Source organism: Parvularcula mediterranea (assembly GCF_013085255.1).
Classification (GTDB): Bacteria; Pseudomonadota; Alphaproteobacteria; order Caulobacterales; family Parvularculaceae; genus Parvularcula; species Parvularcula mediterranea.
This window is the reverse complement of the sequence record NZ_JABFCX010000002.1, coordinates 178,902-202,799: the sequence shown is the minus strand read 5'-3', so window position 1 is coordinate 202,799 and position 23,898 is coordinate 178,902. Positions and strand designations below refer to the sequence as shown.

General features: G+C 62.8%; 27 protein-coding genes. 17 read left to right on the top strand and 10 right to left on the bottom strand.

Annotation, left to right across the window (positions count from 1 at the left end):
* Positions 1 to 66: 66 nt before the first annotated feature.
* The 3 genes from HK107_RS01545 to HK107_RS16045 all read right to left on the bottom strand — a co-directional run bounded on the left by HK107_RS01545 (position 67) and on the right by HK107_RS16045 (position 2,956).
* Positions 67 to 1,224 (bottom strand): right-handed parallel beta-helix repeat-containing protein, encoded by a 1,158-nt coding sequence (locus HK107_RS01545; RefSeq protein WP_173196130.1) that lies wholly within the window; start codon positions 1,222 to 1,224, stop codon positions 67 to 69.
* Between the two features lie 14 nt (positions 1,225 to 1,238).
* Positions 1,239 to 2,606 (bottom strand): tetratricopeptide repeat protein, encoded by a 1,368-nt coding sequence (locus tag HK107_RS01540; protein ID WP_173196128.1) that lies wholly within the window; start codon positions 2,604 to 2,606, stop codon positions 1,239 to 1,241.
* 119 nt (positions 2,607 to 2,725) lie between these two features.
* The gene (locus tag HK107_RS16045; protein ID WP_198912262.1) at positions 2,726 to 2,956 is read right to left on the bottom strand and encodes a sulfurtransferase TusA family protein; all 231 of its coding nucleotides are present in this window, start codon (positions 2,954 to 2,956) and stop codon (positions 2,726 to 2,728) included.
* A 226-nt stretch (positions 2,957 to 3,182) separates the two neighbouring features.
* Here HK107_RS16045 and HK107_RS01530 point away from each other — a divergent pair, with 226 nt between their 5' ends.
* The 9 genes from HK107_RS01530 to HK107_RS01490 all read left to right on the top strand — a co-directional run bounded on the left by HK107_RS01530 (position 3,183) and on the right by HK107_RS01490 (position 11,543).
* On the top strand, positions 3,183 to 4,193 hold the full coding sequence (locus HK107_RS01530; protein WP_173196126.1) for a helix-turn-helix domain-containing protein: 1,011 nt from the start codon (positions 3,183 to 3,185) through the stop codon (positions 4,191 to 4,193).
* A 77-nt stretch (positions 4,194 to 4,270) separates the two neighbouring features.
* Positions 4,271 to 5,389 (top strand): flavodoxin-dependent (E)-4-hydroxy-3-methylbut-2-enyl-diphosphate synthase, encoded by a 1,119-nt coding sequence (gene ispG / locus HK107_RS01525; RefSeq protein WP_173196124.1) that lies wholly within the window; start codon positions 4,271 to 4,273, stop codon positions 5,387 to 5,389.
* Positions 5,386 to 5,766, top strand: a complete 381-nt coding sequence (locus HK107_RS01520; RefSeq protein ID WP_332871463.1) for a DUF6334 family protein — start codon at positions 5,386 to 5,388, stop codon at positions 5,764 to 5,766. Before ispG ends, HK107_RS01520 begins: the two co-directional genes overlap by 4 nt.
* A 65-nt stretch (positions 5,767 to 5,831) precedes the next feature.
* On the top strand, positions 5,832 to 6,905 hold the full coding sequence (gene prfA / locus HK107_RS01515; RefSeq protein WP_173196120.1) for a peptide chain release factor 1: 1,074 nt from the start codon (positions 5,832 to 5,834) through the stop codon (positions 6,903 to 6,905).
* Positions 6,902 to 7,759 carry a peptide chain release factor N(5)-glutamine methyltransferase gene (prmC, locus tag HK107_RS01510; protein ID WP_173196118.1) on the top strand — a complete coding sequence of 286 codons (858 nt, stop codon included), beginning with the start codon at positions 6,902 to 6,904 and terminating at the stop codon, positions 7,757 to 7,759. The genes prfA and prmC overlap by 4 nt, the downstream gene beginning before the upstream one ends.
* Positions 7,760 to 7,811: 52 nt before the next feature.
* On the top strand, positions 7,812 to 8,180 hold the full coding sequence (gene yajC, locus HK107_RS01505; RefSeq protein ID WP_233061108.1) for a preprotein translocase subunit YajC: 369 nt from the start codon (positions 7,812 to 7,814) through the stop codon (positions 8,178 to 8,180).
* 12 nt (positions 8,181 to 8,192) lie between these two features.
* Positions 8,193 to 9,779: a protein translocase subunit SecD gene (secD, locus tag HK107_RS01500; protein WP_173196116.1), complete on the top strand. Its 1,587-nt coding sequence runs from the start codon at positions 8,193 to 8,195 to the stop codon at positions 9,777 to 9,779.
* A gap of 10 nt (positions 9,780 to 9,789) precedes the next feature.
* Positions 9,790 to 10,776, top strand: a complete 987-nt coding sequence (secF, locus tag HK107_RS01495; RefSeq protein ID WP_173196114.1) for a protein translocase subunit SecF — start codon at positions 9,790 to 9,792, stop codon at positions 10,774 to 10,776.
* Entirely contained in the window at positions 10,773 to 11,543 is a 771-nt protein-coding gene (locus HK107_RS01490) for a squalene/phytoene synthase family protein (RefSeq protein ID WP_173196112.1), read from the top strand. Before secF ends, HK107_RS01490 begins: the two co-directional genes overlap by 4 nt.
* A 254-nt stretch (positions 11,544 to 11,797) precedes the next feature.
* Here HK107_RS01490 and HK107_RS01485 read toward each other — a convergent pair whose 3' ends face one another.
* Together HK107_RS01485 and HK107_RS01480 are read right to left on the bottom strand one after the other, a co-directional pair.
* The gene (locus HK107_RS01485; RefSeq protein ID WP_173196110.1) at positions 11,798 to 12,541 is read right to left on the bottom strand and encodes a hypothetical protein; all 744 of its coding nucleotides are present in this window, start codon (positions 12,539 to 12,541) and stop codon (positions 11,798 to 11,800) included.
* Positions 12,542 to 13,004: 463 nt separating this feature from the next.
* The gene (locus HK107_RS01480) at positions 13,005 to 13,829 is read right to left on the bottom strand and encodes a hypothetical protein (protein ID WP_173196108.1); all 825 of its coding nucleotides are present in this window, start codon (positions 13,827 to 13,829) and stop codon (positions 13,005 to 13,007) included.
* A gap of 173 nt (positions 13,830 to 14,002) precedes the next feature.
* Here HK107_RS01480 and HK107_RS01475 point away from each other — a divergent pair, with 173 nt between their 5' ends.
* Positions 14,003 to 15,379 (top strand): tetratricopeptide repeat protein, encoded by a 1,377-nt coding sequence (locus HK107_RS01475; protein WP_173196106.1) that lies wholly within the window; start codon positions 14,003 to 14,005, stop codon positions 15,377 to 15,379.
* Here the strand turns inward: HK107_RS01475 and HK107_RS01470 are convergent.
* Positions 15,376 to 15,945, bottom strand: coding sequence for a hypothetical protein (locus tag HK107_RS01470; RefSeq protein ID WP_173196104.1), 570 nt, complete (start codon positions 15,943 to 15,945; stop codon positions 15,376 to 15,378). The two genes, HK107_RS01475 and HK107_RS01470, sit on opposite strands and share 4 nt — an antisense overlap.
* Positions 15,929 to 16,243, bottom strand: coding sequence for an autorepressor SdpR family transcription factor (locus HK107_RS01465; protein WP_173196102.1), 315 nt, complete (start codon positions 16,241 to 16,243; stop codon positions 15,929 to 15,931). Before HK107_RS01465 ends, HK107_RS01470 begins: the two co-directional genes overlap by 17 nt.
* A gap of 106 nt (positions 16,244 to 16,349) precedes the next feature.
* Between HK107_RS01465 and HK107_RS01460 the strand changes: the two genes are divergently transcribed.
* Genes HK107_RS01460 through HK107_RS01445 form a run of 4 tightly spaced genes read left to right on the top strand, consistent with a single transcriptional unit; the run spans position 16,350 to position 19,388 of the window.
* Positions 16,350 to 17,093 (top strand): hypothetical protein, encoded by a 744-nt coding sequence (locus HK107_RS01460; RefSeq protein ID WP_173196101.1) that lies wholly within the window; start codon positions 16,350 to 16,352, stop codon positions 17,091 to 17,093.
* Positions 17,094 to 17,095: 2 nt separating this feature from the next.
* Complete coding sequence (locus tag HK107_RS01455) at positions 17,096 to 17,851, top strand: hypothetical protein (RefSeq protein WP_173196099.1); 756 nt, start codon at positions 17,096 to 17,098, stop codon at positions 17,849 to 17,851.
* On the top strand, positions 17,848 to 18,621 hold the full coding sequence (locus tag HK107_RS01450; protein ID WP_173196097.1) for a hypothetical protein: 774 nt from the start codon (positions 17,848 to 17,850) through the stop codon (positions 18,619 to 18,621). Before HK107_RS01455 ends, HK107_RS01450 begins: the two co-directional genes overlap by 4 nt.
* On the top strand, positions 18,618 to 19,388 hold the full coding sequence (locus HK107_RS01445) for a hypothetical protein (protein WP_173196095.1): 771 nt from the start codon (positions 18,618 to 18,620) through the stop codon (positions 19,386 to 19,388). Before HK107_RS01450 ends, HK107_RS01445 begins: the two co-directional genes overlap by 4 nt.
* A 25-nt stretch (positions 19,389 to 19,413) precedes the next feature.
* On the opposite strand, the gene HK107_RS01440 is transcribed toward HK107_RS01445, so the two are convergent.
* Positions 19,414 to 20,463, bottom strand: a complete 1,050-nt coding sequence (locus tag HK107_RS01440) for an alpha/beta hydrolase-fold protein (protein WP_173196093.1) — start codon at positions 20,461 to 20,463, stop codon at positions 19,414 to 19,416.
* A gap of 76 nt (positions 20,464 to 20,539) precedes the next feature.
* Here HK107_RS01440 and HK107_RS01435 point away from each other — a divergent pair, with 76 nt between their 5' ends.
* Complete coding sequence (locus tag HK107_RS01435) at positions 20,540 to 20,878, top strand: PadR family transcriptional regulator (protein WP_173196091.1); 339 nt, start codon at positions 20,540 to 20,542, stop codon at positions 20,876 to 20,878.
* Positions 20,875 to 21,450, top strand: coding sequence for a hypothetical protein (locus tag HK107_RS01430; protein WP_173196089.1), 576 nt, complete (start codon positions 20,875 to 20,877; stop codon positions 21,448 to 21,450). Before HK107_RS01435 ends, HK107_RS01430 begins: the two co-directional genes overlap by 4 nt.
* Here the strand turns inward: HK107_RS01430 and HK107_RS01425 are convergent.
* The gene (locus HK107_RS01425; RefSeq protein ID WP_173196087.1) at positions 21,440 to 22,204 is read right to left on the bottom strand and encodes an SDR family NAD(P)-dependent oxidoreductase; all 765 of its coding nucleotides are present in this window, start codon (positions 22,202 to 22,204) and stop codon (positions 21,440 to 21,442) included. The two genes, HK107_RS01430 and HK107_RS01425, sit on opposite strands and share 11 nt — an antisense overlap.
* A 106-nt stretch (positions 22,205 to 22,310) precedes the next feature.
* Between HK107_RS01425 and HK107_RS01420 the strand changes: the two genes are divergently transcribed.
* On the top strand, positions 22,311 to 23,177 hold the full coding sequence (locus tag HK107_RS01420; RefSeq protein ID WP_173196085.1) for a LysR family transcriptional regulator: 867 nt from the start codon (positions 22,311 to 22,313) through the stop codon (positions 23,175 to 23,177).
* Between the two features lie 4 nt (positions 23,178 to 23,181).
* Here HK107_RS01420 and HK107_RS01415 read toward each other — a convergent pair whose 3' ends face one another.
* Positions 23,182 to 23,868 carry a type 1 glutamine amidotransferase domain-containing protein gene (locus tag HK107_RS01415; protein ID WP_173196083.1) on the bottom strand — a complete coding sequence of 229 codons (687 nt, stop codon included), beginning with the start codon at positions 23,866 to 23,868 and terminating at the stop codon, positions 23,182 to 23,184.
* Positions 23,869 to 23,898: the final 30 nt, after the last annotated feature.

The following is a 23,898-nucleotide window of genomic DNA, read 5'->3' as shown; positions in this document are numbered from 1 at the left end:
CATCGGTCCCGAACGAAAAAGCCCGCCTGAGAGGCGGGCTTATCCGGTATTCTATGAGGCAGGAACTTAGCCCCTGCGAAGGCCGCGCTTTTTCTTCTTGGCGGTTTTCTTCGTGCACGCCTGGGACGTGTCATAGGTGTTCACGCCGCGGCTGTCGGCGAGGAGCCGGATCGGCGGCATGGCGAGGTGATCGCTGGTTCCCTCGGCCGGAGCGTTCGGGTTCACCTTGCAGCCCTTATGCTCGCCAATGTCGTTGTTGACGAGGATCGCAATGCCCGAGCGGACTTCAATGCCGTCCTCGGAGTTGTCGTGGATCTTGTTACCCTCGATCGACACCGCTTCGCCCATGCCCTGCACGAACAGGCCGTTGTGGGTGTTGTTCGAGATGATGTTGCCGACGAGGCGCGCATGGCCCGTGGCAGCGTAGACCACGCCAGACATCTGGTTCGAAACGATCGTGTTGGATGCGAGGGTCGCATCCACATCGCCGCGCATCACGACACCAACACCCGACATTTGGGAGATCGTGTTGTTCTGCAGATCGACATGGTCGAACGCGTTCGAATTGTTCGGGGCGATCAGGACACCTGTGTCGCCGCCGGTGATCGTCGAGTTCGAAATGCGAACCCGGCCACCCTTGATCGAGACGAGTGCCGATTTGGCATTCATCGCGCTTTCCGGCGTGAACGGCGTCAGGTGACCTGACGGATCCGAATAGGCGTAGCCTGCACCGGCGCGCTTGCCGAGGACATTGCTATCCGTGAGTTCGAGAGAACCCATGGAGACGTTGATGCAGCTCCGGTCGGAGGCGCGGAACGTCAGGTCCGAAACACGAGCCGAAACGGAGGCGCTGTTGACGTTCAGGCAGGAGCCCTTCGCCGTCAGCGTCGGCGCTTTGCCGTAGTCGTCACGGATGCCGCGGATCGAGACGTTCTTCCGGATATTGACCGCTTCGGGCTGGTAGACACCCGGGTGAACGACGATCTGGCCGTCGGCTTCGACGAGCTTCAGGGCTTCCGAAATCGACTTCGGACCTTCCCAGTTCGGGTCGAGGCGGACATCGACGATCGGCTGTTTTTTGACCTTGGCCTTCTTCTTCTTGGCTTTTGAGATTTCGGTCTCAAAGCCGCCGATCTGCGCCGAAGCGGCGGTCGGGACGGCGAAGGCGAGAGCCGTCGCTGCCAGGAGGAGGCGCGGTGCGTATGCGGTGGTCTTGCGTGCCATGATCAACCGTCCCTTCAGTCGAACTTGCAGTAGGTTTTTTGAGCGCTCTCGGCCTTCTTGTAGCCGAGCACTGCAGCGGAGCGCAGGTGGTAGCAGGCTTCACGGACACTCTGGCGGAGCGGCTGCTCTGCGGTGATGCCCTCAACGTAGAAGATGCCTGCCGAGTAGTGCGCGAGCGCGTAATTCTGGTCGGCGGCAGCTTTCAGAACCTCGATCGCTTCCTGTCCGTTCTTGCGAACGCCAATGCCGCGTCCGAGCATCACACCGTAGATGTGCTGCGAGGGTGCGTGGCCCCGTGCCGAAGCGCGCGCCATCAGCTCGACCGTCTGAAGATCGGTCAGCGTGCCGGTGGCAAGGTCCTTGGCGAGAGCCTTCTCGTCATCGGAGAGGGGCTCGCCAGCGCGGTCCGAAGGACGGCGGTCGATGAAGAGCGACGTCTGGAAGCGCTTCACGGCCTGGAGCCGCTCGCTCTTCTCGAGTTTTCCGTCATTGTCGTCGTCATAGTAGAAGCCGAGGGCCTGAAGGGCCTTGTCGACGACCACGTCGTTGCCATCGAACTGACGGTTCAGCTCCTCGAGGTTCGCACGCAGCTCTTGGTACTGGAGAGCCGTCAGGCGCTGGCGGTCATCGCGGTCGCCGCGGGTGAGGAGCGCATAGGTCTCCGGCAGCGGCGGCTGCCACGCGTCGGCGGCGGTTGCAGCTGCTTCCACGTCAGAGCGCACCATCAGCTCTTCGAGATTCTCGATGAGGCGGGCGGCTTCCATGTTCGCGCCACGGCCACGGCCTCGGGCGAGGTAGAGGTACTTGAGCGCCTCGACATTGTTCTTGGTGAGGCCATCGCCTTCAGCGCGCATGCGTCCAAGGCGGAGGAGATCGAAGGCCGAGCCACCGCCGAGCAGCTGCTCGACACGGGTCTCAGCGGCGCGAACCGAAGCGTCGGTCATGCCGATCTTCACCTCTGGGATGCGGCGCTGCGCGGAAACCCGGGCCTCGATTGCATCAGGAGTGGGGTTCACCTGCTGGTAGTCCTGGAACTCATGCGTTGCCGCAATGATGTACCATGCCAGCGCCTTGACCCGGTCGTTCGGAACGACGCCGGTGTCCTCGGGTAGCATGTCTGCGCTACCGGGAACGAGGTCCTGATGGCTGTAGAGGTCGCCGAGGATGCGCGCCGACCGGACATCGCCGGCAAGCGCCGACTTCTGCCACAGGTCCATCGCGCCGATCACGGCATTGGAACGGACATCAGAGTCCTTGGCGCCCAAATAGGTCGCCAGAGCATTTTCGTAGTCGGCAAAAGCCTGACCGGCGCTGAGCGCCATTGTCGCTGTGAGGGCTGCGAAACCGAGACCTCGAACCTTGCGCCACGCCGTCATTTTCATGCTCCCCATGCCTTGGCCCTAGTTTAGTTTACCCCAGCCGACCGCGGGAGCGCGGTAACGGCTCGTTAAACGTATTAACAGTTCTTCAGCGCTCCGCCCATCCCCCAAGGCGCATCTTTTCACTTTCCTTCGGAAAACACGCGAAAGCCGAAGCTCGTCGGGTCTTCGCTATGCAGCGTCTCACAACAGAATCCAGCTGATCTTGCGGCGTGGGGCAGGTCGACCCTGGCGATGGGGTCATCGGCCAGCACTTCTATAGTGGTCCCTTGAGGCAGCGCCCGCATCGCGGCCTCCAGGCGAATCACCGGGATGGGGCACCTAAGGCCGCGCAGGTCGAGACGCTGGGACACAATCGGGACAAAGCTCCTGTCGAAAAGCGACGCTTGCCCTCCGCTCACAAGCTCTTCAAGCCCGCTCACCCGCAGGAACTCTCATGATCTCTGGGCGTTGCCATCATTCATGACGGTTTGGCGAGAAACCCGGCACGATGCTCGCACGAAGTGTCTCACAACGAACGCAGTTCCCGAAACGGGTTCCCCACTGGGGGAGTTCGGGTTAGCCTGAAGGAACGTATTGATGGGCAAAGCGGACATGCAGTCTGTCGCCGACGTCGTCGCCCTGGACACGGAGCGCCAAAAGCGCGCCCAGGATGCCGATGGAGCACTGAGTACAGCAGGAGGGATGCTTCGCGCGGCGCGTGAGGCGATGAACCTCAGCTCGTCTGAACTCGCTCGCCGGACGAATATCAAGGAAGAGCATATCCTCGCGATCGAGGAGATGGACACGTCGAGGCTGCCTTCGCAGCCCTATACGATGGGGTTCGTCCGCGCCTACGCCCGGGAGGTCGAGCTGCCCGAGGACGCGCTCCTCGACCGTTTCCGCCAGCAGGTCGGCTGGGCCAAGCGGGACACCGCGCCGAAGGTCCAGAAGGTCAGCCGTGCCGGCAATGCCGATGGCGGACGTGAGATCAGCGTCCTCGCTGTCCTCGCGATCATCGCCTTCATCCTGTTCTGCGCGTGGAAGCTCATCTTTTCCGCAGCACCCGAAACCGCCGACGATGCGAGCCGCTACCGATTCTCCACCAACGACCGCGCCGAAGCCGTGAGCGCCCCTCCGATCCAGCCGCCTGTCGAAGTTGAGGCGCGGCCCGAAGCCCGCACTGCGCAGGAAGCCAACGGCACCGACGGCGACGAGGTTGCTGGTGCGCAGGAAGAGAACGCTGCAGCGGCGGAAACGGAAGCCTCTACCGCCGAACCGGAACAATCCGAGGCAGAGACGGCCGCTGCTGAGCCTGCCGTCGTGGATGAGCCGGCCGAGCCGGTTATTGCGCTGCGCCGACTGATCGCCACTGAGCCGGTTTATCCGCCGCTCTGCGAGGGATCTGCTGCGGAGACCGAGACCGTAACGGTCGCCTTCACCGTGACCACGCGCGGCAATACCGCTGCTCCGCAGGTCACGGGCTCGTCCAATCCGTGCTTCAACGGCGCGGCTCTCGCGGCCCTGAGCCGCTGGCGTTTCGACCCCAGTACAGTGACCCGCGAAAATGCGCGCCAGACCACGCGGTTCAGCTTCGAGCGGCCTTACTGACGCCATCACGGTTTCTATCGTTGAGGAATGATCCGGCGCGGCCTAACTGTGGGTGAGCGAGAGCAGGAAACTTCCCAATGAGCGTTCGTCCCTGGCGAGACATTGAGCGGCGCAAGTCGCGGCAGATCATGGTTGGCAACGTCCCCGTAGGCGGCGACGCGCCGATCGCGGTCCAGTCCATGACCAACACCGACACGGCCGATGCGAAGGCGACGCTGGAGCAGATCGAACGGATCGCCGAGGCTGGCGCCGACATTGTCCGGGTCTCGTGCCCGACGGAAGACTCCACGGCAGCGATGAAGGAGATCACCAAGTTCTCCCCGGTGCCGATCGTGGCGGACATCCACTTCCACTATAAGCGCGGCATTGAGGCTGCGATGAACGGCGCGGCCTGCCTGCGCATCAATCCGGGCAATATCGGCAAGGCCGACCGGGTGAAGGAAGTGGTCCAGGCCGCCAAGGACCATGGCTGTTCCATGCGCATCGGCGTGAATGGCGGCTCTTTGGAGAAACACCTTCTCGAGCAGTATGGCGAGCCTTGCCCCGAAGCGATGGTGGAGAGCGCGCTTTTCCATGCGAACATCCTCGAGGAGCATGATTTCCAGGAATACAAGATCTCGGTGAAGGCGTCGGACGTCTTCCTGACGGTCGCGGCCTATCATGGCCTCGCGGAAGCCACCGAAGCGCCCCTGCACCTCGGCATCACTGAAGCAGGCGGCCTCATGTCCGGCACGATCAAAAGTTCGATCGGCCTCGGCAACCTCCTCTGGGCAGGCATTGGCGACACGATCCGCGTCTCGCTGTCGGCGGAGCCCGAAGAAGAGATCAAGGTCGGCTTCGACATCCTCAAATCGCTCGGCCTCCGCCACCGGGGCGTGAACGTCATCTCCTGCCCAAGCTGCGCACGGCAGGGTTTTGACGTCATCCGCACCGTGGAGAAGCTCGAGAAACGCCTCGCCCATATCTCCACGCCCATGAGTCTTTCGGTCATCGGCTGCGTCGTGAACGGCCCCGGCGAAGCCCGCGAAACCGACATCGGCTTCACCGGAGGCGGCACGGGCAAGGATGCAGGGATGCTCTATCTCGGCGGTGTCCCGGCCGAGAAACTCAAGAACGACGACATGATCGATAAGCTGGTGCAGCTCTGTGAGGCGAAGGCGGCTGAAATCGAAGCGGCTGCTGCAGCGGCGGAGTGAGCTTCACCCTCGATCAAGGCCAGCTCCAAGCGCTGCAGGGGAAGATTCTCGTATCGGCGAGTTCTGAGGCTCAGCATGGCTGCGTGACCAAAGTCGTGCTCAGCTTCGGCAACGCCGGGCTTACGATTGCGGTCAATCCCGACACCGATGAAGTCGAAGTCCGCTGGCTGAACCCCTGCCAACTCGCATCCGATCCCTGTCGCGGCCTCATGACTTTCGTCGGGCAGAAGCTCGGTTGGACTTGGAGCGCTCGAAATGATCGAGGCTACCGCGATGCCTTTCTCCTTTCGTTCGAAGAGACTGTGGTTCCACAGGTGGCCTTTGTAGGTGTCGCTGGAGAACTCCGGATCCGTCTTCTCTCGGCCCAAGGTGGATAAAGTGGGTTGGCGTTCGGTCTCAGAAGCTTGCTGACGTCCCCTGCAACCTCCGCTAAGCGCACTCCATGATTCCCCAGGACAAGCTCGACGCCGTGGTCTCTCGTTTCGAGGCCGTTGAGACAGAGATGCAGACCGCCTCCAGCCCGGACGACATTGTTCGTCTGTCCAAGGAGCATGCGGAGCTGAAACCCATTGCCGAGGCAGCCTCCGAGCTGACCTCCGCGCGGTCTGAGCTGACCGAGGCCGAGGAGATGGCTGCGGGCGACGATCCGGACATGGCTGAGATGGCCAAGGACGAGGTCGAGACCCTCAAGAAGCGGATCCCGGAGCTCGAAGAGCAGCTCCAGATCATGCTCCTGCCCAAGGACAAGGCCGACAACGCGCCGGTCATCCTCGAGGTCCGCGCCGGTACTGGCGGCGACGAAGCGGCGCTCTTCGCGGGCGATCTCTTCCGCATGTACCAGCGCTATGCCGCCGATCATGGCTGGAAGGTCGAGGTGCTCGAAAGCTCCGAAAGCGGCGTGGGGGGCTACAAGGAAATCCAGGCCTCGATTACGGGCGATAACGTCTTTGGCCGGATGAAATTCGAAAGCGGCGTCCACAGGGTCCAGCGCGTGCCGGAGACGGAGACGCAAGGGCGCATCCACACTTCTGCCGCCACGGTGGCCGTGCTGCCTGAGCCCGAAGACGTGGACATTGAGATCAACGATGCTGACATCCGCGTCGATGTCTTCCGCGCCTCCGGCCCCGGTGGTCAGTCGGTGAACACGACGGATAGCGCCGTTCGCATCATCCACCTGCCCACCGGCATCACGGTCAGCCAGCAGGACGAGAAGTCCCAGCACAAGAACCGAGCCAAGGCGATGAAGGTCCTCCGTGCACGTCTCTACGATGCTGAGCGGGCGAGGATCGAGGCAGAGCGCTCCGCTGACCGGAAGAGCCAGGTGGGCTCCGGCGACCGCTCGGAGCGGATCCGCACCTACAACTTCCCTCAGAGCCGGGTGACCGATCACCGGATCGGCCTGACGCTCCATAAGCTCGACAAGATCATCGCGGGCGAGGCGCTCGACGAGCTGATCGACGCTTTGGTCCTTGAGGCCCAGACCGAGCAGCTGGCGGCGATGGAAGAGGGCGCATGATCTTCCGTAAGGAAACTTTCGCGGACGCTCTGGCGCGCGGGCGGCGCAGGCTGAAGGATTCGCCTACGCCTGAGCTTGATGCGCGCATCCTCCTGTCGCTGGCCTCGGGCCATGATCATGCGAGCCTCATCGCCAACGACCGCGAAGAGGTCCCCGAAGAGGTGCTTGAACGCTACGCCGCGCTGCTCACCCGCCGCAGGGCAGGAGAGCCCATCGCCTACATCACCGGACGGCAGGAATTCTGGAGCCGCGATTTCTCCGTAGGCCCCGGCGTCCTGATCCCGCGCCCCGAAACCGAAATGCTAATCGAGGCATCGGAGAAGCTGCATGTCGAGACGATCCTCGATCTCGGAACGGGCTCGGGCTGCCTGCTTATCACTGCGCTCCTTGAGCATCCGCAGGCCACGGGCATCGGCATTGATGTCAGCGGCGAGGCGCTCCAGATCGCCGAGCGCAACCGTCAGGTTCTCCGCGTTGCAGACAGGTCCGAGCTTCAGAAGATGCGCTTCGCCGACACGCCGATGATGCTCCGGGGGCAGCTCTTCGACTTGATCCTCGCCAATCCGCCATACATCCCCGAGGGCGCTGACCTGCCCGTCAGCGTGAAGGGTTTCGAGCCCGCCTCAGCGCTTACGAGTGGCCAAGACGGGCTCGAGGCTCACAGGGAAGTGGCCAACGCCATCGCCCATCTCCTCGCGCCATCGGGCTCCGCGTTCATCGAGATCGGCCACGATCAGGGCGAAACGGCGGAGGCGATCTACCGCGATGCGCTCTTCGGCAAAGATGTCCGGACGCATTTGGATGCTGCAGGACACCCGCGCATGGTTGCGGTCCGGCCCAAAGGGGCCCTATAGCCTGCCGCGATCCTGAAAAGACCCTTCCGGTAACGAAAGAAACGCCCAACCGATGACTTCGCTTATGCTTCTCGTCAGCACCGCAGCCGCCGCAGCGCCCGCAGGGGCCGCAGGCCCGGCGCCGAACCCGCTGACCTCGCTGATCCCCTTCGTCCTGATCTTCGTCGTCTTCTACTTCCTGATCATCCGCCCGCAGCAGAACGCGCGGAAGAAGCACCAGGCCATGGTCGAGGCCGTGAAGCGCGGCGACACCGTCGTCACCGCTGGCGGTCTTGTCGGAAAAGTCACGAAAGTGTCCGAAGGTCCCGAGATCTCCGTCCGCCTGGCTGACAATGTGGAAGTCCAGGTCATCAAGTCGACGCTGACCGACGTCCGCGCCAAGGGCGAGCCGGCCAACGACGACGCCAAAGCCAAAGCCTAAGGGAAGAGCGCCTTGCTTCGCTTCAACCGCTGGCAGACCATCGGCCTTGCCTTGCTGATGGTTCTCGCCGCCTACGTCACGATCCCGAATTTCATCTCCGATGAGAACCCTGTGCCCGGCCTGCCGGACACGGGCGTGACCCTCGGCCTCGACCTGCAAGGGGGTTCCTACCTCCTGCTGGGCGTCGGCACCGAGGAGGTCATCGACGCGCGGATCAACAATATCCGCGGCGACATCCCTCGCGAGATGCGGAAGGACCCGCGGGTCCGGTTCATCCCTCCGCAGCGGCAGGGCGATGCGATCGTGGTCGGTATCCCTGAAGGCCAGGACTTCTCCGTGGCCGTTGACCGGCTGCGCCGCCTTTCGCGTCCCCTGACGGGTGCCGCGGGTCGTGACCTGCGTGTGACGTCGGATGAAGGGGCAAGGCAAATCTCCCTCGAGCTCACCCCCGAAGCGCGCGAGTTCTACGCTTCGGATGCTGTGACCTCTTCGATCACCGCCGTCAGGAACCGGATCGACGCCCTCGGTACGACCGAGCCGACGATCCAGCGTCAGGGCGAGGACCGCCTGGTCCTCCAAGTTCCCGGCGACGGTGACTCCGAGCGCCTCAAATCCGTGATCGGACGGACCGGCCAGCTCAGCTTCCACATGGTCGATGACACCGTCACGCCGACCGACATCGCTGAAGGCCGCGTGCCTCCACGCAGGATCGTCCTGCCGAACGTCGATTTCGGCGGACAGCTCGCACTTTTCGAAAGCCCCGACATCACCGGCGACATGATCACCGACGCCTCGGCCTCGCCGAACTCCGACGGTGGCGGCTGGCAGGTGAACTTCGCCTTCGACGGCCGCGGCCAGCGCCGCTTCGCTGACGTGACCCGCGAAAATCTCGGCCGGCGGTTTGCTATCGTCCTCGACGAGCAGATCATCTCTGCACCGACGATCCAGACCCCGATCCTTGGCGGCTCGGGCCGGATCACGGGCCGATTTGCCCCTGAGGAGGCGACAGAGCTTGCCATCCTCATCAAGTCGGGCGCGCTGCCTGCGCCTCTGACGGTCCTCGATCAGCGGACGGTGGGTGCGAGCCTCGGCGCGGACTCGGTCCGTGCGGGCACGATTGCCCTCCTGATCGGCTTCGGTCTCGTGATCGTCTACATGGCCTTCACCTATGGCCGGTTTGGTCTCTACGCGGACATTGCGCTCCTTGCGAACGTGCTCCTCATTTCAGGTGCCCTGTCGCTCCTGGGAGCGACTCTAACCCTTCCAGGCATCGCGGGGATCGTTTTGACGATCGGTATGGCGGTCGACGCGAACGTCCTGATCTTCGAGCGGATCCGTGAGGAGATGAACAGCGGCAAGGCGTCCGTGGCTGCGGTTGAGTCCGGCTACAAGAACGCCCTCTCAGCCATCATCGACGCAAACCTGACAACGCTCATCGCGGCCTTCATCATGTTCACGCTCGGCTCGGGCCCGGTTCGCGGCTTTGCCGTGACGCTCGGCATCGGCGTCATCACCTCCGTTTTCACCGCATTCGTCATCACCCGGGTCTTCGCCGGCGGCTATGTTCTCAAAGCCCGCCCGAAGACGCTGGCGATCTGAGGAGGCTGACATGGCATTTCAGCTCGTCCCATCGAACACGAAGATCGACTTCGTCCAGTTCCGCGGCATCGCCCAGATCTTCAGTACGCTGGCGATCGTCGGCTCCATCGCGGCGTTCTTCACGCTTGGCCTCAACTTCGGCATCGACTTCCGTGGCGGCGTGACCGTCGAGGTTGGTCCTGCGCCGGGTCAGGTGTTCACGGAGCAAAGCCTCACCGACGCGCGTGAAGCGACCGGCCAACTTGGCCTCGGCGACGTGCAGGTCCAGACGATCGGCGGCACTGCGGGCGCGGAGGACGGCATTGTCGTCTCCGTCGAAGCGATCAGCGAAGAAGATGGCGGCCAGGAACGCCAGGCCGCTGTTGCTGGCGAGGTGCAGGAAGTCCTGCGCCAAGCCCTCGGCGCGGAGATTGAGATGCGCCGGGTCGACTCGGTGACCCCGACCGTTTCCGGAGAGCTCGTGCAGGCAGGCGTCACGGCGCTGGTTGTCGCGATCGGCCTGATGCTCGTCTACATCTGGTTCCGGTTCGAGTGGCAGTTCTCGATCGGCGCGATCCTCGCGCTGACCCACGACGTCATCCTGACGATTGGCGTCTTCTGCATCACGCAGTTCGAGTTCAGCCTCGCGATCATCGCGGCGCTTTTGACGATCATCGGTTACTCGATGAACGACACGGTCGTCATCTATGACCGGATCCGTGAGAACCTTCGCAAGTTCAAGGCGATGGACCTCAAGGACGTGGTCAACTTGTCGGTGAACCAGACCCTTGGCCGGACGATCATGACCTCGTTGACGACGCTTCTTGCCGTTGTCTCGCTGTTCCTGTTCGGCGGCGAAGTGCTCCGCGGATTCAGCTTCGCGCTGATCTGGGGTGTCATCGTCGGGACCTATTCGACCGTCTACATCGCATCGCCGCTTCTCCTCATGACTGGCGTGAAGCGTGACTGGACGCCGGGTGGCTCTGCGGCGAATGCCGAGGCAGACGCTCGCCCGTGAGGCCTGAGCGGTTTTCTCCGCTCGATGCTCAGGATGCCTCCTATCTGCTCACGCAGGTGGAGGCCTTCGAGCCCGATTGGGGGCTCGTTCTTCCTTACGTTCCCGATGAAGCGCGCGGCGGCTGGCTGGCCGTTCTCGGCTACGCGGCTGAGGTGATCGGTGCCCCTGCGCGGGTGTCGAACGGGATGCTTGGGCGGATCAGGCTTCAGTGGTGGCGCGAGGCGCTGGACGAAGTCTTCGGCGACGGTTCGGTGCGGGAGCATCCCGTGGTGCGGGCGATGGCGGTGACGCTTCGCCAGTCCTCAGACGTGCGCCAATCCCTCGAAGCTATGGCCGATGGGATGGAGGGGTTTCTCTCCAATGGCGCTGACAACTCCATCGATACAGCTGTGGCGGCTCGTCAGTCCGTTTACGGAGGGCTGGCTGAAGCGCTGGGTGCGCTGGCTGGTTGTCCCTCAGGCGGTGAGGGGCTGACGCTTTATGCGCTAGCCCGCTCAGCTCCTGATGCCGATGCCATTCCCGGCGAGGACGGGACGGAGCCCCCGGCACGGCGGTTTTCGCGGGCCTTGGGGCAGGATCATTCCCTCGAGCCAGCTCTTGCTGAGAGGATTGTAGGCTACCGGAAGGAGCGCGGGGATAAGGTGCTGGCGCTTCCTGCTCTGCCGCTTGTGTTGGCGAAGGCCAAGGGCGGGAAGGTTTCTCGGGTGAAGAATCCTCTGGCGCAGAAGTTGGCGGTTTTCCGCGGTGTGCTGATGGGGCGGGTTTAGGGGAGAGGCGGGTTTTGGTGCGCTTGCGCGCGCTTTTCGTTTTGGTCGCTGACGCTCTCAATGGATCCTGGATCAAGTCCAGGATGACGATCATTGAGCGGTGGCTTCTCCACCCCGTCATCCTGGACTTGATCCAGGATCCATCGAGAGGACATGCGCGCCCCGTGCTGCGAAGCCCTCACCCGAAGCCTGCCTTTGTAAGGCTTCGACCTCTCCCGGAGGGAGAGGTGGGCGAATGCTTCAACCACGGAGCATCACGCGGCGGTCTTTCGCGCTTTGCCGAAGGGGAAGGTCACGACCTTCGCTTCGGCTTTCTCCGCAGCCGGACAAAGGTTGGCGAGGGGGCAGCTTGCGCAGTCGGGGCGGCCCTGGTGGCAGAAGCGGTCCGCCACGCGCGTCAGGCCACGGCTGAGGCCTGCGAAATCTTCCGACCTCCACGCGACCGGTGAACGCTCGATCAGCTGCCGGGGAAGGGCGGAAAGCGGTGCGCCCTGTTCTGCCAGCCCGAGCCTGCGCAGCGGGCGGGCGACGTCCTTGTCGATGTGAAGGACCAGCCGGTCGGTGCCCGTAAAACGGAGCACCGACGCGGCGATCTCTTCAGTCACCCGTGGCAGTCGGGTGAGGAAACGCAAGGCCAGCTCCTGGTCGAGCCTGGACAGAGGCTCGAGCGAGAGGCTGCCGAAGGCCTCGTCGATCAGCCGGAGGATTTCCGGGATCGCCTGAGCCTTGAGTGCCGCGGAGGGCGCCCCCACCATGAGACCTTCGATCAGACCGGGCTCGGCATCGCGCAGGGCGGAGAAGCTCGGGAAGCGCTCCTTCACCCGGCGGTAGCAGGCAGTGGCCCCGGCAGACGAAAGCCCCTGGGCGATGACGCCGTAGAGGAGCTGGTCCAACGGGTTCGTGGCCGTTTGGGGACGCAGCCTAGGCAGAAGCTGGGTCACCCTTTCGAGGATGTCCGGAAGACGGTTGTCGACGGCGAAGGTCAGTGGCGCTTGCATGGTGAACAGACTATGAGAACAAGAAGAGAACTTCAAGATGTTCTCGCAGTGTTCTTGCAAAAAAGTTCCGTCGGAGCTGTGGGAAGCAAGGGATCGATTGGCGTTCCGTTCCGCAGGCATGGCTCTTATCCGCTGGGCGCGGACTGGGGAGAAGAGAAGGGGCCGCCGCGCGGCTCGCGACCGCTGAGGGCTGAATTGATCTGTTGCAGTCGCGTGAAGGCTTCCCAAAGCCTCACCGCGCGGCGTCTTCCGGCGCTCGCGCATGACAGACGGCCGATCCCCAGCTCACGCCTGCCATGGACCATCGGGCCGAAAGGGCAGCACCCCTCCGCCTACGGAGTCCGGAAGTGCGGCAGCCCCTCAAGCCGACGGTACCGGGAGGCCCTTCTGACTGCCGCGCATCTGGAGAGTAGCGCAGTTGGGGGGGTGGGGGATAAGTTGGAGGATCGCTTCGCGTTCCGGCCTAAGCGGGGGCTGCTGCGCCCCTCGGGGCCTTAGGCGACGCGGGCCGGGTCCAGCCGTCGTAGACGGCGGCGATGCCCATGACGAGGCCGCTGGCGATCCAGAGCCATCCGGGGACGCGGGCCATGGCTTCCGTCGCGCTGATCCAGGCGTCGGTGTAGCCGATCCATTTGTAGCCCATCCACATGATGAGATTGATGACGAGGGCGAAGACGAAGGGCCACGCAGGCTTCCCCTTCCGCAGGTCGCCGATGATCAGCACCGCGAAGAACAGGAGCGCGACCAAGAAGGCGGCATCGACGGCCCAGCCAAACTTATAGAGCTGGTCCGGACCTCTGATGGCGAAGGGCGGGATGAAGTTCGCAAAGAGCCTAGCCAGCGACGGACCGATCAGCGGCGTGATCGTGCCAAGCATGAACCGCGCATGGAGGTCGGGCGTCTTGCGGTGCCTGAGAGCCAGCCAGACGAGGAGCGCGAAGCCTGCGGTTGAGAAGACGTCGGCGAAGGCGAGGGCGGTTCCGAACATCTCGTTGAAGGCACTTGTCCTCACGAGCGTCGCCTTCGTCGCGAGGAGGCCCCCGGCGAGGAAGAGGGGGAGGAGGATGAAGACCATCCGTCCTGACCATGCGTGCACCTTCCAGCGCCCATTGTGGATCGACCAGCTCTGGCTTGCGAGGAGGACGATCCACAGGGTCGCCGTGATGCCGTGGAGATGGTGCGCGAAGGATGCTTCTCCGAGCCTCAGGAAATAGCTTGGGGAGAAGGCGATAAATGTGAGGACGAGAAAGGCGAGGACGTAATAATGGGCTCTCGGGAAGGGCAGCATCGGGCTCTCCTTTGGTGATCCGGTGTCCGTCGAGGCTCTCTTCGGTCCTCCTCATCAGCAAGGCGGCATGGGCGGCAAACCCTTGTCTGGCCTTGGATGTCCGCGTCTGACCGCATCCCGGAGTTGACGTTCCGGGGCGAATGGCGACCGATAGGCGGGCGAGGAGGGACCCGATGAGCGAAGCTGCGGCGCTGCGGACGGAAGGACGGCTGATCGGCTGGAAGCGGATCGCTGCCTATCTTGGCTGCAGCGAGCGGACGGCTCGCCGCTGGGAGGCGGAGGAGGCGCTGCCGGTCCATCGCCAAATGCATGAGGCGAAGAGCACTGTCTTTGCCTTGCCGGAAGAGCTGGACGGATGGATCGCCTCTCGGGCTCCGGGTGGTGGTGAGAAGGCGGAGACGGTTACGGCTTCGGGATGGCAGCGGCCTGCTGCCCCGGCGCTTGCGGTGTTTGCGGTTGCTCTCGCGCTAGCATTCTTCGTGCTCAGGACTCCCGGCGCTCCGGTGAAGGAAGCTCCGCTGACCGAGGACCGGATCGCGCTCGATCTTTATGAGCGCGGTGTGGCTCTTTGGCGTCAGCGGGGGGCTGAGCCCAATGCCCGTGCCGTCAGGATGCTGACCGAGGTGGTGGAGCGTGACCCTCAGTTCGCTGAGGGCTGGTCGGCGCTGGCATCGGCGTGGGCGACCTATCCGACCTACTCGACCGATGTGTCACCTTCAGAAGGTATGGACCGTGCGATGATGGCTGCTGAGCGGGCGCTTTCGCTCGACCCGACGCTGGCCGAGCCGCGGACGCTGATGGTCAACATTGCCCAGCGGCAGGGCGACTGGATTCGCTCAGAGGAGATCTTTCGCGAGGCGCTGGAGGCTGACCCTGAGAATGCGACGATCCTGATCTGGTTCGCCGGGCATTATCGCGAGCTTGGCATGTTCAAGGAGGCGTTCCGATTGTCGGAGGAGGCGCGGCGGCTCGATCCCAACGCGCCGCCGGTCTTGACTGAGATCGCCATGAACACGCTCCAGGCTGGCGACATCGAGGAAGGCGAGCGGCTGATCGACTACATCCTCGAGGATCTGGGGCTCGAGACGCCTATCGCGTGGATGGGGAAATTCTTTGCGCTGATTGAGCGGGGGGACTGGGAAGCTGCCAAGGCGTGGGTGGCGCGGACGCCGTTCCCGAATTCGGAGGAAGCGATGATGGTCTTCGTCGACGCCGAACGTGTGGGTACGGAGGAAGCGAGCGCGCAAGCCGTCCCGGTCATGCGAGAAGCCTATGACGAGGGAATGCCGGCGTGGATTGCGTACTTCATGCTTGACCGGCTGGGAGAGTGGGAAGCCGCATTGGATGTTGCCGAAGCGGAGACTGACGGCGGTGTCTTCGAGACCTCGGTCATCTTCTTTGACCCCTTCAGGCCGGACGCTCGGCAGACGGAGCGTTTCGCAGACATCATCGAGAGCCAGGGCTTTATCCGCTACTGGCGGGAGGCGGGGCCGCCGACCTTCTGCAAGGCTGAGGCGGAGACCCCCGTGTGCCAGCGGATTGGCGGCTAGTTCCTGCGCTTGAAGTCCGACAGCCTCGTGGTCGCCACGACGCCTAGGATCAGCACCCAGACAATTGCACTCCACTGGGCCACCTGATCGCCGAAGAGGCGGTCGAGGAGGATGAGGCCGAAGGCGCCTGCCAGACCTACGAAGAGCAGGAGGATCGCGGTTTTCATCTGATCGCTGCGTGTGGGCATGGATTGGGTGTCCTTGTTTCTGCTGCTGGGAAGGGCGGAAAAGCCTGCGAGCGCGAGCCCTACCAGGCCGATGAGGGAAGCGGCGGAGAGCATCACTTCCGCTGGTGCGAGGAGGGCCGTGCCGAGGACCGCGAGCCCTGTCAGGAAGAGGACGCGGCCTGCATTGCGGTAGCCAAAGTCTGAGGTACCGTCCCTGAGCGGAGCAAGCTTGGGCACGAGATTGCCGAGGACGGCGAGGAGGAGGCCGAAGCTGCCCATCGTCAGGAGCCTTGGCGCGCCTTCGCTCGTTCCGACAGCCAGCTTCACGGCGACGCCTGCGAGGAGGAGGCCGAGGGCTATGATGCCGACGCTGATCGACGCCTTACCGGGTTTCGTCATGGGTCTCTCCTTTAGGGCTATCTTCCGCAGACGGAGCGAGGCTCCAGCCGAAGAGGCGGGTGAAATCGAGGAGGGCATCTTCCAGCACCGACAGGCGGAGGTGGTAGATCACCTGCTTGCCGTCCTTCTCCGACACGACGAGTCCGGCCTCGCGCAGCACCGCGAAGTGCGAGGACATGGTCGCCTTCGAGACGGCGAAATGCTCCGCCAGCTCTCCTGCGGAGTGAGGCCCCTTGCGCAGGAGCTCCAGCACCTTGCGCCGCGTGGGGTCAGAGAGGGCTTTGAAGACCGTGCTCATAATTTGATAATTAGATAAACGTCGAAACGAGTCAAGGGCAGAGATACAGGCGGGCTTGGCGCGGACGGGGAAACGGGACAGGCTCCTGCCTCAAGGGGAGAGAGCGATGCTGCTAAGGCGGATTTCCGAGCATGTGCGGAACCAGAATTGGTTCGCGGTCGGCGTCGATCTTGCGATTGTCATCGTGGGCGTTTTTATCGGCATCCAAGTTTCGAACTGGAACGAACAGAACGCGCTCGACGCCGAGCAGGATCGCTATCTTCAGCAGCTTTCGGCCGAGTACCAAGCCATCGAAGCCAATCTGGACAATCAAGTCACGGACTATCGCGCCTTCGTCGCCTCGTCGGGACGGGTGCTGGAGGTGGTGCGCGGAGAGGGGCCTGTCGATCCGGATGCTATGTGGGCCGATCTGAAGAAGCTGGACAGCGGCCGCATCCCTCCCGGGCCACCGCCGACGCTTCAGGAGCTCATCTCCTCAGGCAAAGTGGACTTGATCGACAATCACGCGCTCAGGACCCAGTTGCTCACGGCGCATGCCCAGGCCGAAACGATAACACGGATATTCGATCTCATACGGCGTGGCCTGCACGAACCGGAAAGGGTGGTTTATTTCCATACCGATTATCGAACAGATCTTCCGAGCCTGGAGCTGGAGAGCCTGACGACCTCTCCTATCATGCCGCCGACACCGGAGGACATTGCTGCGATGCGAGCTGACCCGGCACTCGAAGCGGCGGTCGAGAACTTCTACGGCGCTCATCTCAACATGCTTCAGGTTGAATTGCAGGTGCTGGAACAGGTGCGGAAGCTGAACGCGCTTCTCGCTGAAGAATTGGGTGAAGCCCGATGATCTTGCACCGCATCGCCACGGCCGCCAGAAATCAGGACTGGTTCACAGTCTTCATCGAGACCTGCATCGTCGTCGTCGGTTTGCTGATCGGTTTGCAGATCAACAATTGGAACGAGGCGCGCTCGGATCACGCTAAAGCTGACGCGTTCAGCGAGCGATTGCTCGGCGATGTCATGATCGCGCGTTCGCAGCTTTCTGATTTCCTCGAACGGCGCGAGCGACGCCTCCAATCAATCTTGAAGGTCGAGGAGATGTATTTTGGCGACTCGGGAGTGATGCCCCTCAGCGCAACCGAATGCGAAGACTCTGCCGATTCGCGAATCATCAGTATACCGCCGATGAGAGTGCCCAGCCTTACGGAAGCTTTCGCCGGGGGCCTCATCGAGCTGATCGACGAGCCCGAACTCGTCAGAGCCTTGATTTCCGTGGGCCAGAGCGAGGATCGCTTGCGGAGCGCGATAGAAGGCATGCGCGCCGAGGCGCCCCGGCTCGACCTCGAGTTTCCCGATGCGATCACTAGGGTGCGCGGAACCAACCCGGGTCAAGGCGGATACAGAATGGGCGCCGAATGTCATTTTCTCGACCAACCGCGTGACCCACATTTCTTGAGCAGGGTGGCTCACGCAACGCGCATCAACGCATCCTATGTCCATTTCCTGCAAGGACACCTGCAGCGCCTTGAGGAACTCGAAGGCGTTCTAACGGGACGTGATGCGCAGGCGCCCTTTCAAGAACCCGAGGCGTTCGAAGCCCCATGATCCTACGCCGCATCACCCAACATGTCCGTGCACAGAACTGGTTTGCGGTCGGCATTGACTTCGTCATTGTCGTGATCGGTGTTTTCATCGGTATCCAGCTTGGCAACTGGAATGACGCACGGACCAATGCGGCCACGGAGCAGGTTGTGCTGGGGGCGATCCTCGATGAAGTCGAGGCAGACCTCGATCAGCTCACAAGCGCAATGGAGAGCGCAGCGCTGGCAACGGCGGCGTCGAACCATCTGCTCGAGGCGGCAGACCTCAAGCCGCTGACTGAGATCAAACTGCCGGTCTACAATTCGTACCTCTACACCGACGGAATGCCGTCCCTTGAAGGCACGTCGCTCGAGGCCATACGCGGACAGCTCTGGAAAGCGATAGCGGTTCGCTTGTACCCCGCGCAAAGCGATTCCGCGTTTGACGGCCTTGTTTCTGCGGGCAACCTGTCATTGATTTCGGATCCCGACCTTGTCCGTGCACTGCAGCGATACAAGGCGCTCTGGGAGCCCTTGGAAATTAGCCACACCAACACGTACCGGCCGTTCAGAGACCGGCTTATCTTCGTAGGCCAGAAACACGGCCTCAGCCCGTTCAAAGGTGTGGGGGAGGAGCAATTGGTCGCGCTCCTGCAATCTGATCCAGAGCTTGAAGGCGCTGTCCGCACTGTGCTCGAGTACGGCGTTCTGCATTGGCAGACGCTGAACAGCCTGCACAATAACGCCGATGCGCTCGCAGTGGACCTGCGCAGAGCCTTGGGGAGAAGCGAATGATCCTCCGCCGTCTGACTGAACATGTCCGCACACAGAACTGGTTTGCGGTCGGGCTCGACTTTTTCATTGTCGTGGTTGGTGTTTTCTTGGGTATCCAGCTTGGCAACTGGAACGAGGCGCGGGCCCTTCGCGCGCAGGAGCAGTCCTATCTTGCGGTGCTCCATGAGGAACTCGTGGAAAACGCATCGAGGTCGGCGCGCCTGTTGACCTACTACACCACCGTCACGGAGGCGGCCGAGCGTGCGCTCGCTTTCACCAAGAGCGGGCAGAATTGCGGGACCGATTGCGAGGACCTGCTGATTGACTTCTTCCATGCGTCGCAACTTTGGACAGTCACCTTCGACCAGACGGCATTCCGTGAGGCGGTCGCTCTTGGATTTCCCTCCGATCAAGAGCTGCGTGAGCAGCTCTTCGTGACCTACGACCTGACCACAAGCTTTGGGGTGATCAATCAGGACCCTCCAGCTGTTCGCGAGACGATCCGCGAGTACCTGGAGCCGGATGCTGCCCGGATCCTGTGGCAGGGGTGTTGGAGGCTCGATGTCGATACGGTCACTGAACATCTGATCCGGGGGTGTAAGGATGAACTGAAGAGCGTCGATACGGCTGGGATTTTGAAGGCTCTTCAAGACGACCCGCAACTCGCGAGCATGCTGCGCTTTTGGCTCAGCCAGAACATCCTGGCGATCCAGAACTACCCTGTCGTCAGGGACCGCACGATGAGGACAGCTGAAATGGTTGCGGCGCGGATCGAAGCGGTTCGCTGATCCTTGGACCGTATGCTCTGCTGGCTCATTCCGTAGCCAGGTGTTGCTTGAAGAACGGGAAGACATCGGTTTCGACCCTGCCGCCTTCGTCCCAGGTCTTGTCGCCCCAGCCGCCCTGGTACTCCTCCGCCTCGTGACGAACGCCGAATTGGCGGAGCTTCTTTGAGTAGTATTCGTTGGCGACCACATGGTCCTGATTTGGATCGTGCCGGCCCCAATCGAACTTGAAGGCTACGAGCGAATTGAGGGCTTCGGCGAACTGCGGGATTTCGGCTTCAAGGAAGAAGCTGTCGTAGAACCTGCGCGAGGTGACGGTATCGAAGATCAACTCGCCGTCTTCCATGCGTGCATACTGATCAATGAAGAGCGGTGGCTTGTCCGGGTTGGGGGTGTGAGCTTGGAAGATCGACGTGAAGATCTCGGCCATGAAATCGCCCTTGAGGTCTTCGAGCGAAGGCGTTTCCTGAAGCCGCTGCCAGTTCGGCCGGTCCACGCGGACGACGTATCCGATTCCGGTCGCCACGGGATGAAGCGCATAGACCGAGCCGAAGACGTCAGGATGACGCGCTGCGAACCTGATCGCTCCGTACCCCCCGATGTGATAGCCCAGGAGCCCGCGAGCCTCCCGCTTCGCTAGCGTCCGGTACCGACGGTCGATCGCCGGGACGAGCTCCTCCACCATGAAGGTGCGCCAATCGCCTGTCACGGGAGAGTTCGTGTAGAGAGAATTCGCTACAGGGGTGGAGAAGTCGGCCGAGACCACGATCGCCTTGGGCATCCGGCCTTCTTCGATGGCATCGTCCAAAAGGTCGCCGAAGCGGTGATCGTCGAAGATGGTCCCCTCGCGCTCGAAGAAGTCGTGCAGCGTGTAGATGACAGGGAAACGTTGGCGCCCCCGGCCGTGGCCCTCAGGCAGGTAGACCCTGACACTCCGCTCTGGGTTGACGCCGATCAGGTTGCCCTCGAAGCTCATCGACGTGAGAGTAAAGCTCTCGATCCGTCCGTCTGCGGATGCGGTCGACAGGAGCAGGGGAAGGGCGGCGAGAACTGCGAGAAACGCTTGCAATCTGGGCATAGGTGGCTCCTCCTCCAGAGAGCTTGCATGCCTCTGGGAAATGATCTACAAAATAGTAGAAACATGGAATTCTGAGATGGGCAAGCATAAAAACCTCGGCGAGTTCGAGATCACCGTCCTCGCCGCGATCCTGCACCTCGGCGAGGAGGCCTACGGCGTGGCCATTTCGGAAGAGATCGAAAGCCGCGCAGGCCGCAAGGTGACGGTAGGTGCTCTCTATACGACGCTTTCGCGCCTTGAGGAGAAGGGTATCGTCAGCTCACGGATGGGCGAGGCTACGGCTGCGCGGGGTGGACGGGCGAAGAAATATTTCGAGCTCACCACTGACGGCTTTCGGCTGTTCCACCAGTCCGTGCGGGCGCTGCAGGACATGCTGCGCGGCCTGCCTGAGGTGGGCGGGGAGGCGCTGGCATGATCCCGGCGCGTGTTTCCCGCGGCGCAGCGCTGGCGGTGCTGCGCTTTGCCTGCCCTGAGGAGCTTCGCGAGCCTGTGCTCGGCGATGTCGAAGAGCGGTGCGGCAACCTCTGGCGCGAGGTCGCCTTTGGCGCGGTGCCGCTTTTCCTGAGGCGGGCAGAAGGCGCGGTGAAGAAACTGGCGCCTGCTGATAGCTTAGCACTTCTTGCCGCAGCTCTCGTTGTCTTCAGCTGGGAAATGGTCGCTCGGCAGTCCTCATGGCCCCTCGCGCAACTCGTGATGGAGCTGAGCCCCGGCACAGCCACGGTCACCTGCATGGGCTGTTTCGTGCTGCTGTACGGAGCATTTGGCGCAGTCGCAGGAGGAGCGATCACCTTCGCCCACCGCGCGGGGAGGCTTACCGGCTGGGGCAGGGGGCTCGCGACGACAGCCATCCTGCTGCCACCCTTCATCTGCATGGCGATGCCGACCCCGGTAGACGGGATCGGCTTCCGCCTTTGCCAACTCGCAGCGATCCTTGCGGGATTGTTCCTTGCGCGGATCGCTGTGGGGAGAATTCTCGTCAGAGCTTGAACCCGCCGCTGGCTTCGATCCTTTGGCCTGTGATCCAGCGGGCTGCGTCGGAGGCGAGGAAGGCTGTGATGGGGCCAATGTCTTCGGTTTGCCCCATGCGGCCGAGCGCCGTTTGGCTGGCGAGGTATTCGCGCATTTGCGGCATGGCTTCGAAGCGGTCGGCGTTGAAGTCATTGTCGATGCCGCCTGGCGCGACGGCATTCACCGTGATCCCGCGCTTGCCGAGATCCTGGGCGAGATAGCGGGTGAAGGTCTCGACCGCCGCTTTCATGCCCGCATAGACGACCATCGGCGAGAAGGTGACGCGCGTCAGGCCCGTGCCCATCGTGATGATTCTACCGCCATCATTGAGCATCGGTTCGAGGTTCTGGGTCAGGAGAACGAGGCTCTTGTAGTTGGTGTCATAGAGGCGATCGAGCTCTTCCTCCGTGATCTGACCGAAGGGTTTCTCCGAGGTGATGCCGGCATTGTTGACGAGGATGTCGAAGCGGTCTGCGCCCCATTCGGAGAGCTGCTCCTTGAAGCTGCGGGTGAAGGCCGGGATGCTGGCCGAGCCGGTGAGGTCGACCTGGATCGCAGTGGCGCGGACGCCCCTTTCCTCGAGGTCGCGGACGCTGTTGCGGGCGGCTTCTTCGTTGCGGACATAGGTGATGATGATGTCAGCGCCTGCGTCGGCGAGGTGCTGGGCTGCGTTCTGGCCGAGGCTGCGGCTGCCACCGGTGACGAGGGCGATTTTTCCTTTGAGATCAGTCATGGAACGTCTCCTTTGGTTTGTTCCGATGACTGGAAGATGCGGGATGAGGCGGGTGTTCTAAATTCCCCAGCTTTGCATTGAGCCATACGCTGGCGTATGGGGTGTCATGGTCGATTGGTCGGACATCCAGCTTTTTGAAGCCGTCCTGCGGGAGGGGAGCTTCTCCTCCGCAGCGCGGGTTCTCGGCACGACGCAGGCGACGGTCAGCAGACGGATCAAGGCGCTGGAAGCTGAAGTTGGCGGGGCGCTGTTCGTCAGGGGGCTTGAAGGCGTGACGCTGACACCGCTCGGTGAAGCGCTCAGCGGGCCTGCTGCTGCGATGGCCAAGGCAGGGGCAAGCTTTGAGCGGGCGCTGGGCGACCAGCAGCGGGAGCGGCGGACCATAGTGCTGACCTGCGGCGAGCTGATCGGCGGGTTCCTGTCCAAGCATCTCGGTGCGCTGCACGATGGCCTCGAAGGGGTGGAGATCGAGCTGCGTCCGACCAACGCCTTCGTCGATCTTGCCAAGGGAGAGGCGGACCTCGCCCTGCGCAATGTACGGCCTGAGAAGGGGCAGCTCAAGGCGCGGAAGCTGAAGTCAGAGCAGTACGGAGCGTTTTCTGTCTTCGGGGCGAAGGACTGCTTCGCCAAGGGTCAGTTCAAGAGCGCCACGGACGTGGCGAAGCTCAACTGGATCGCGCTGGCGCGGAGCATGAGCCATGTGCCGAGCACCAAGTGGATCGCTGCGCACGTGCCTGAAGAGAAGATCCGCTTCCGGATGAACTCAACGGCCCTGGTCCTCGATGCGACCCACGGCAACGAGGCGGTGGCGCTGCTGCCACGGTTCATCGGGCTCAACGAGAGCCATCTGGTGGAGGTCTACGGCCCGGTCGAAGGGCTCGCCTTTGAGATGTGGATCGTCCGCCGGGATGAGGGGCACGACGATCCACAGATGGAGCGGCTGATCGCCAACATTGAAGGCGTGTTCGCCTGAGGGTCTAGCCTCGGAGCTGTTTGAGAAGCGCCTCGGCGGCTGGTTCTGACGAGGCAGGGTTCTGCCCAGTGATCAGGTGGCCGTCGACCAGCACGAACGGTGCGAAGTCGTCTGCCTTGGCATAGCGTCCGCCCTTCTCCTTGAGGCTGTCCTCGACGAGATGCGGGACGACATCGGTCAAGCCCACAGCCTCTTCTTCGCCATTGGTGAAGCCCGTCACCTTGCGGTCATGGACCAGCGGGTTTCCGTCCGTATCCTTCGCATTGAGAAGGACGGTCGGCGCATGGCACACGGCGCCGACAGGTTTGCCGTCTGCCCAGAAGGCTTCGATCAACGCGATCGACTTCTCGTCACTATGCAGGTCCCAGAGGGGGCCGTGGCCGCCGGGGTAGAAGATGGCGTCGAAGTCCGCGGCAGAAACATCCGAGAGCTTCTTCGTGGTGGCGAGATCCTTCTGCGCGGCCTCGTCGTCCTTGAAGCGGCGGGTGGCGTCGGTCTGGGCGTCCTCGCTGTCGCTTTTCGGATCGAGGGGCGGCTGCCCGCCTGCAGGTGAGGCGAGAGTCAGGTCGAGGCCTGCGTCCTTGAGGACGTAGTAGGGGGCCGCGAACTCCTCGAGCCAGAAGCCGGTCTTCTCACCGGTGTCGCCGAGTTTGTCGTGGGAGGTCAGGACGATGAGGACTTTCTTGGCCATAAGGGGGCGCCTTCGATTGCTGCGTTCCGT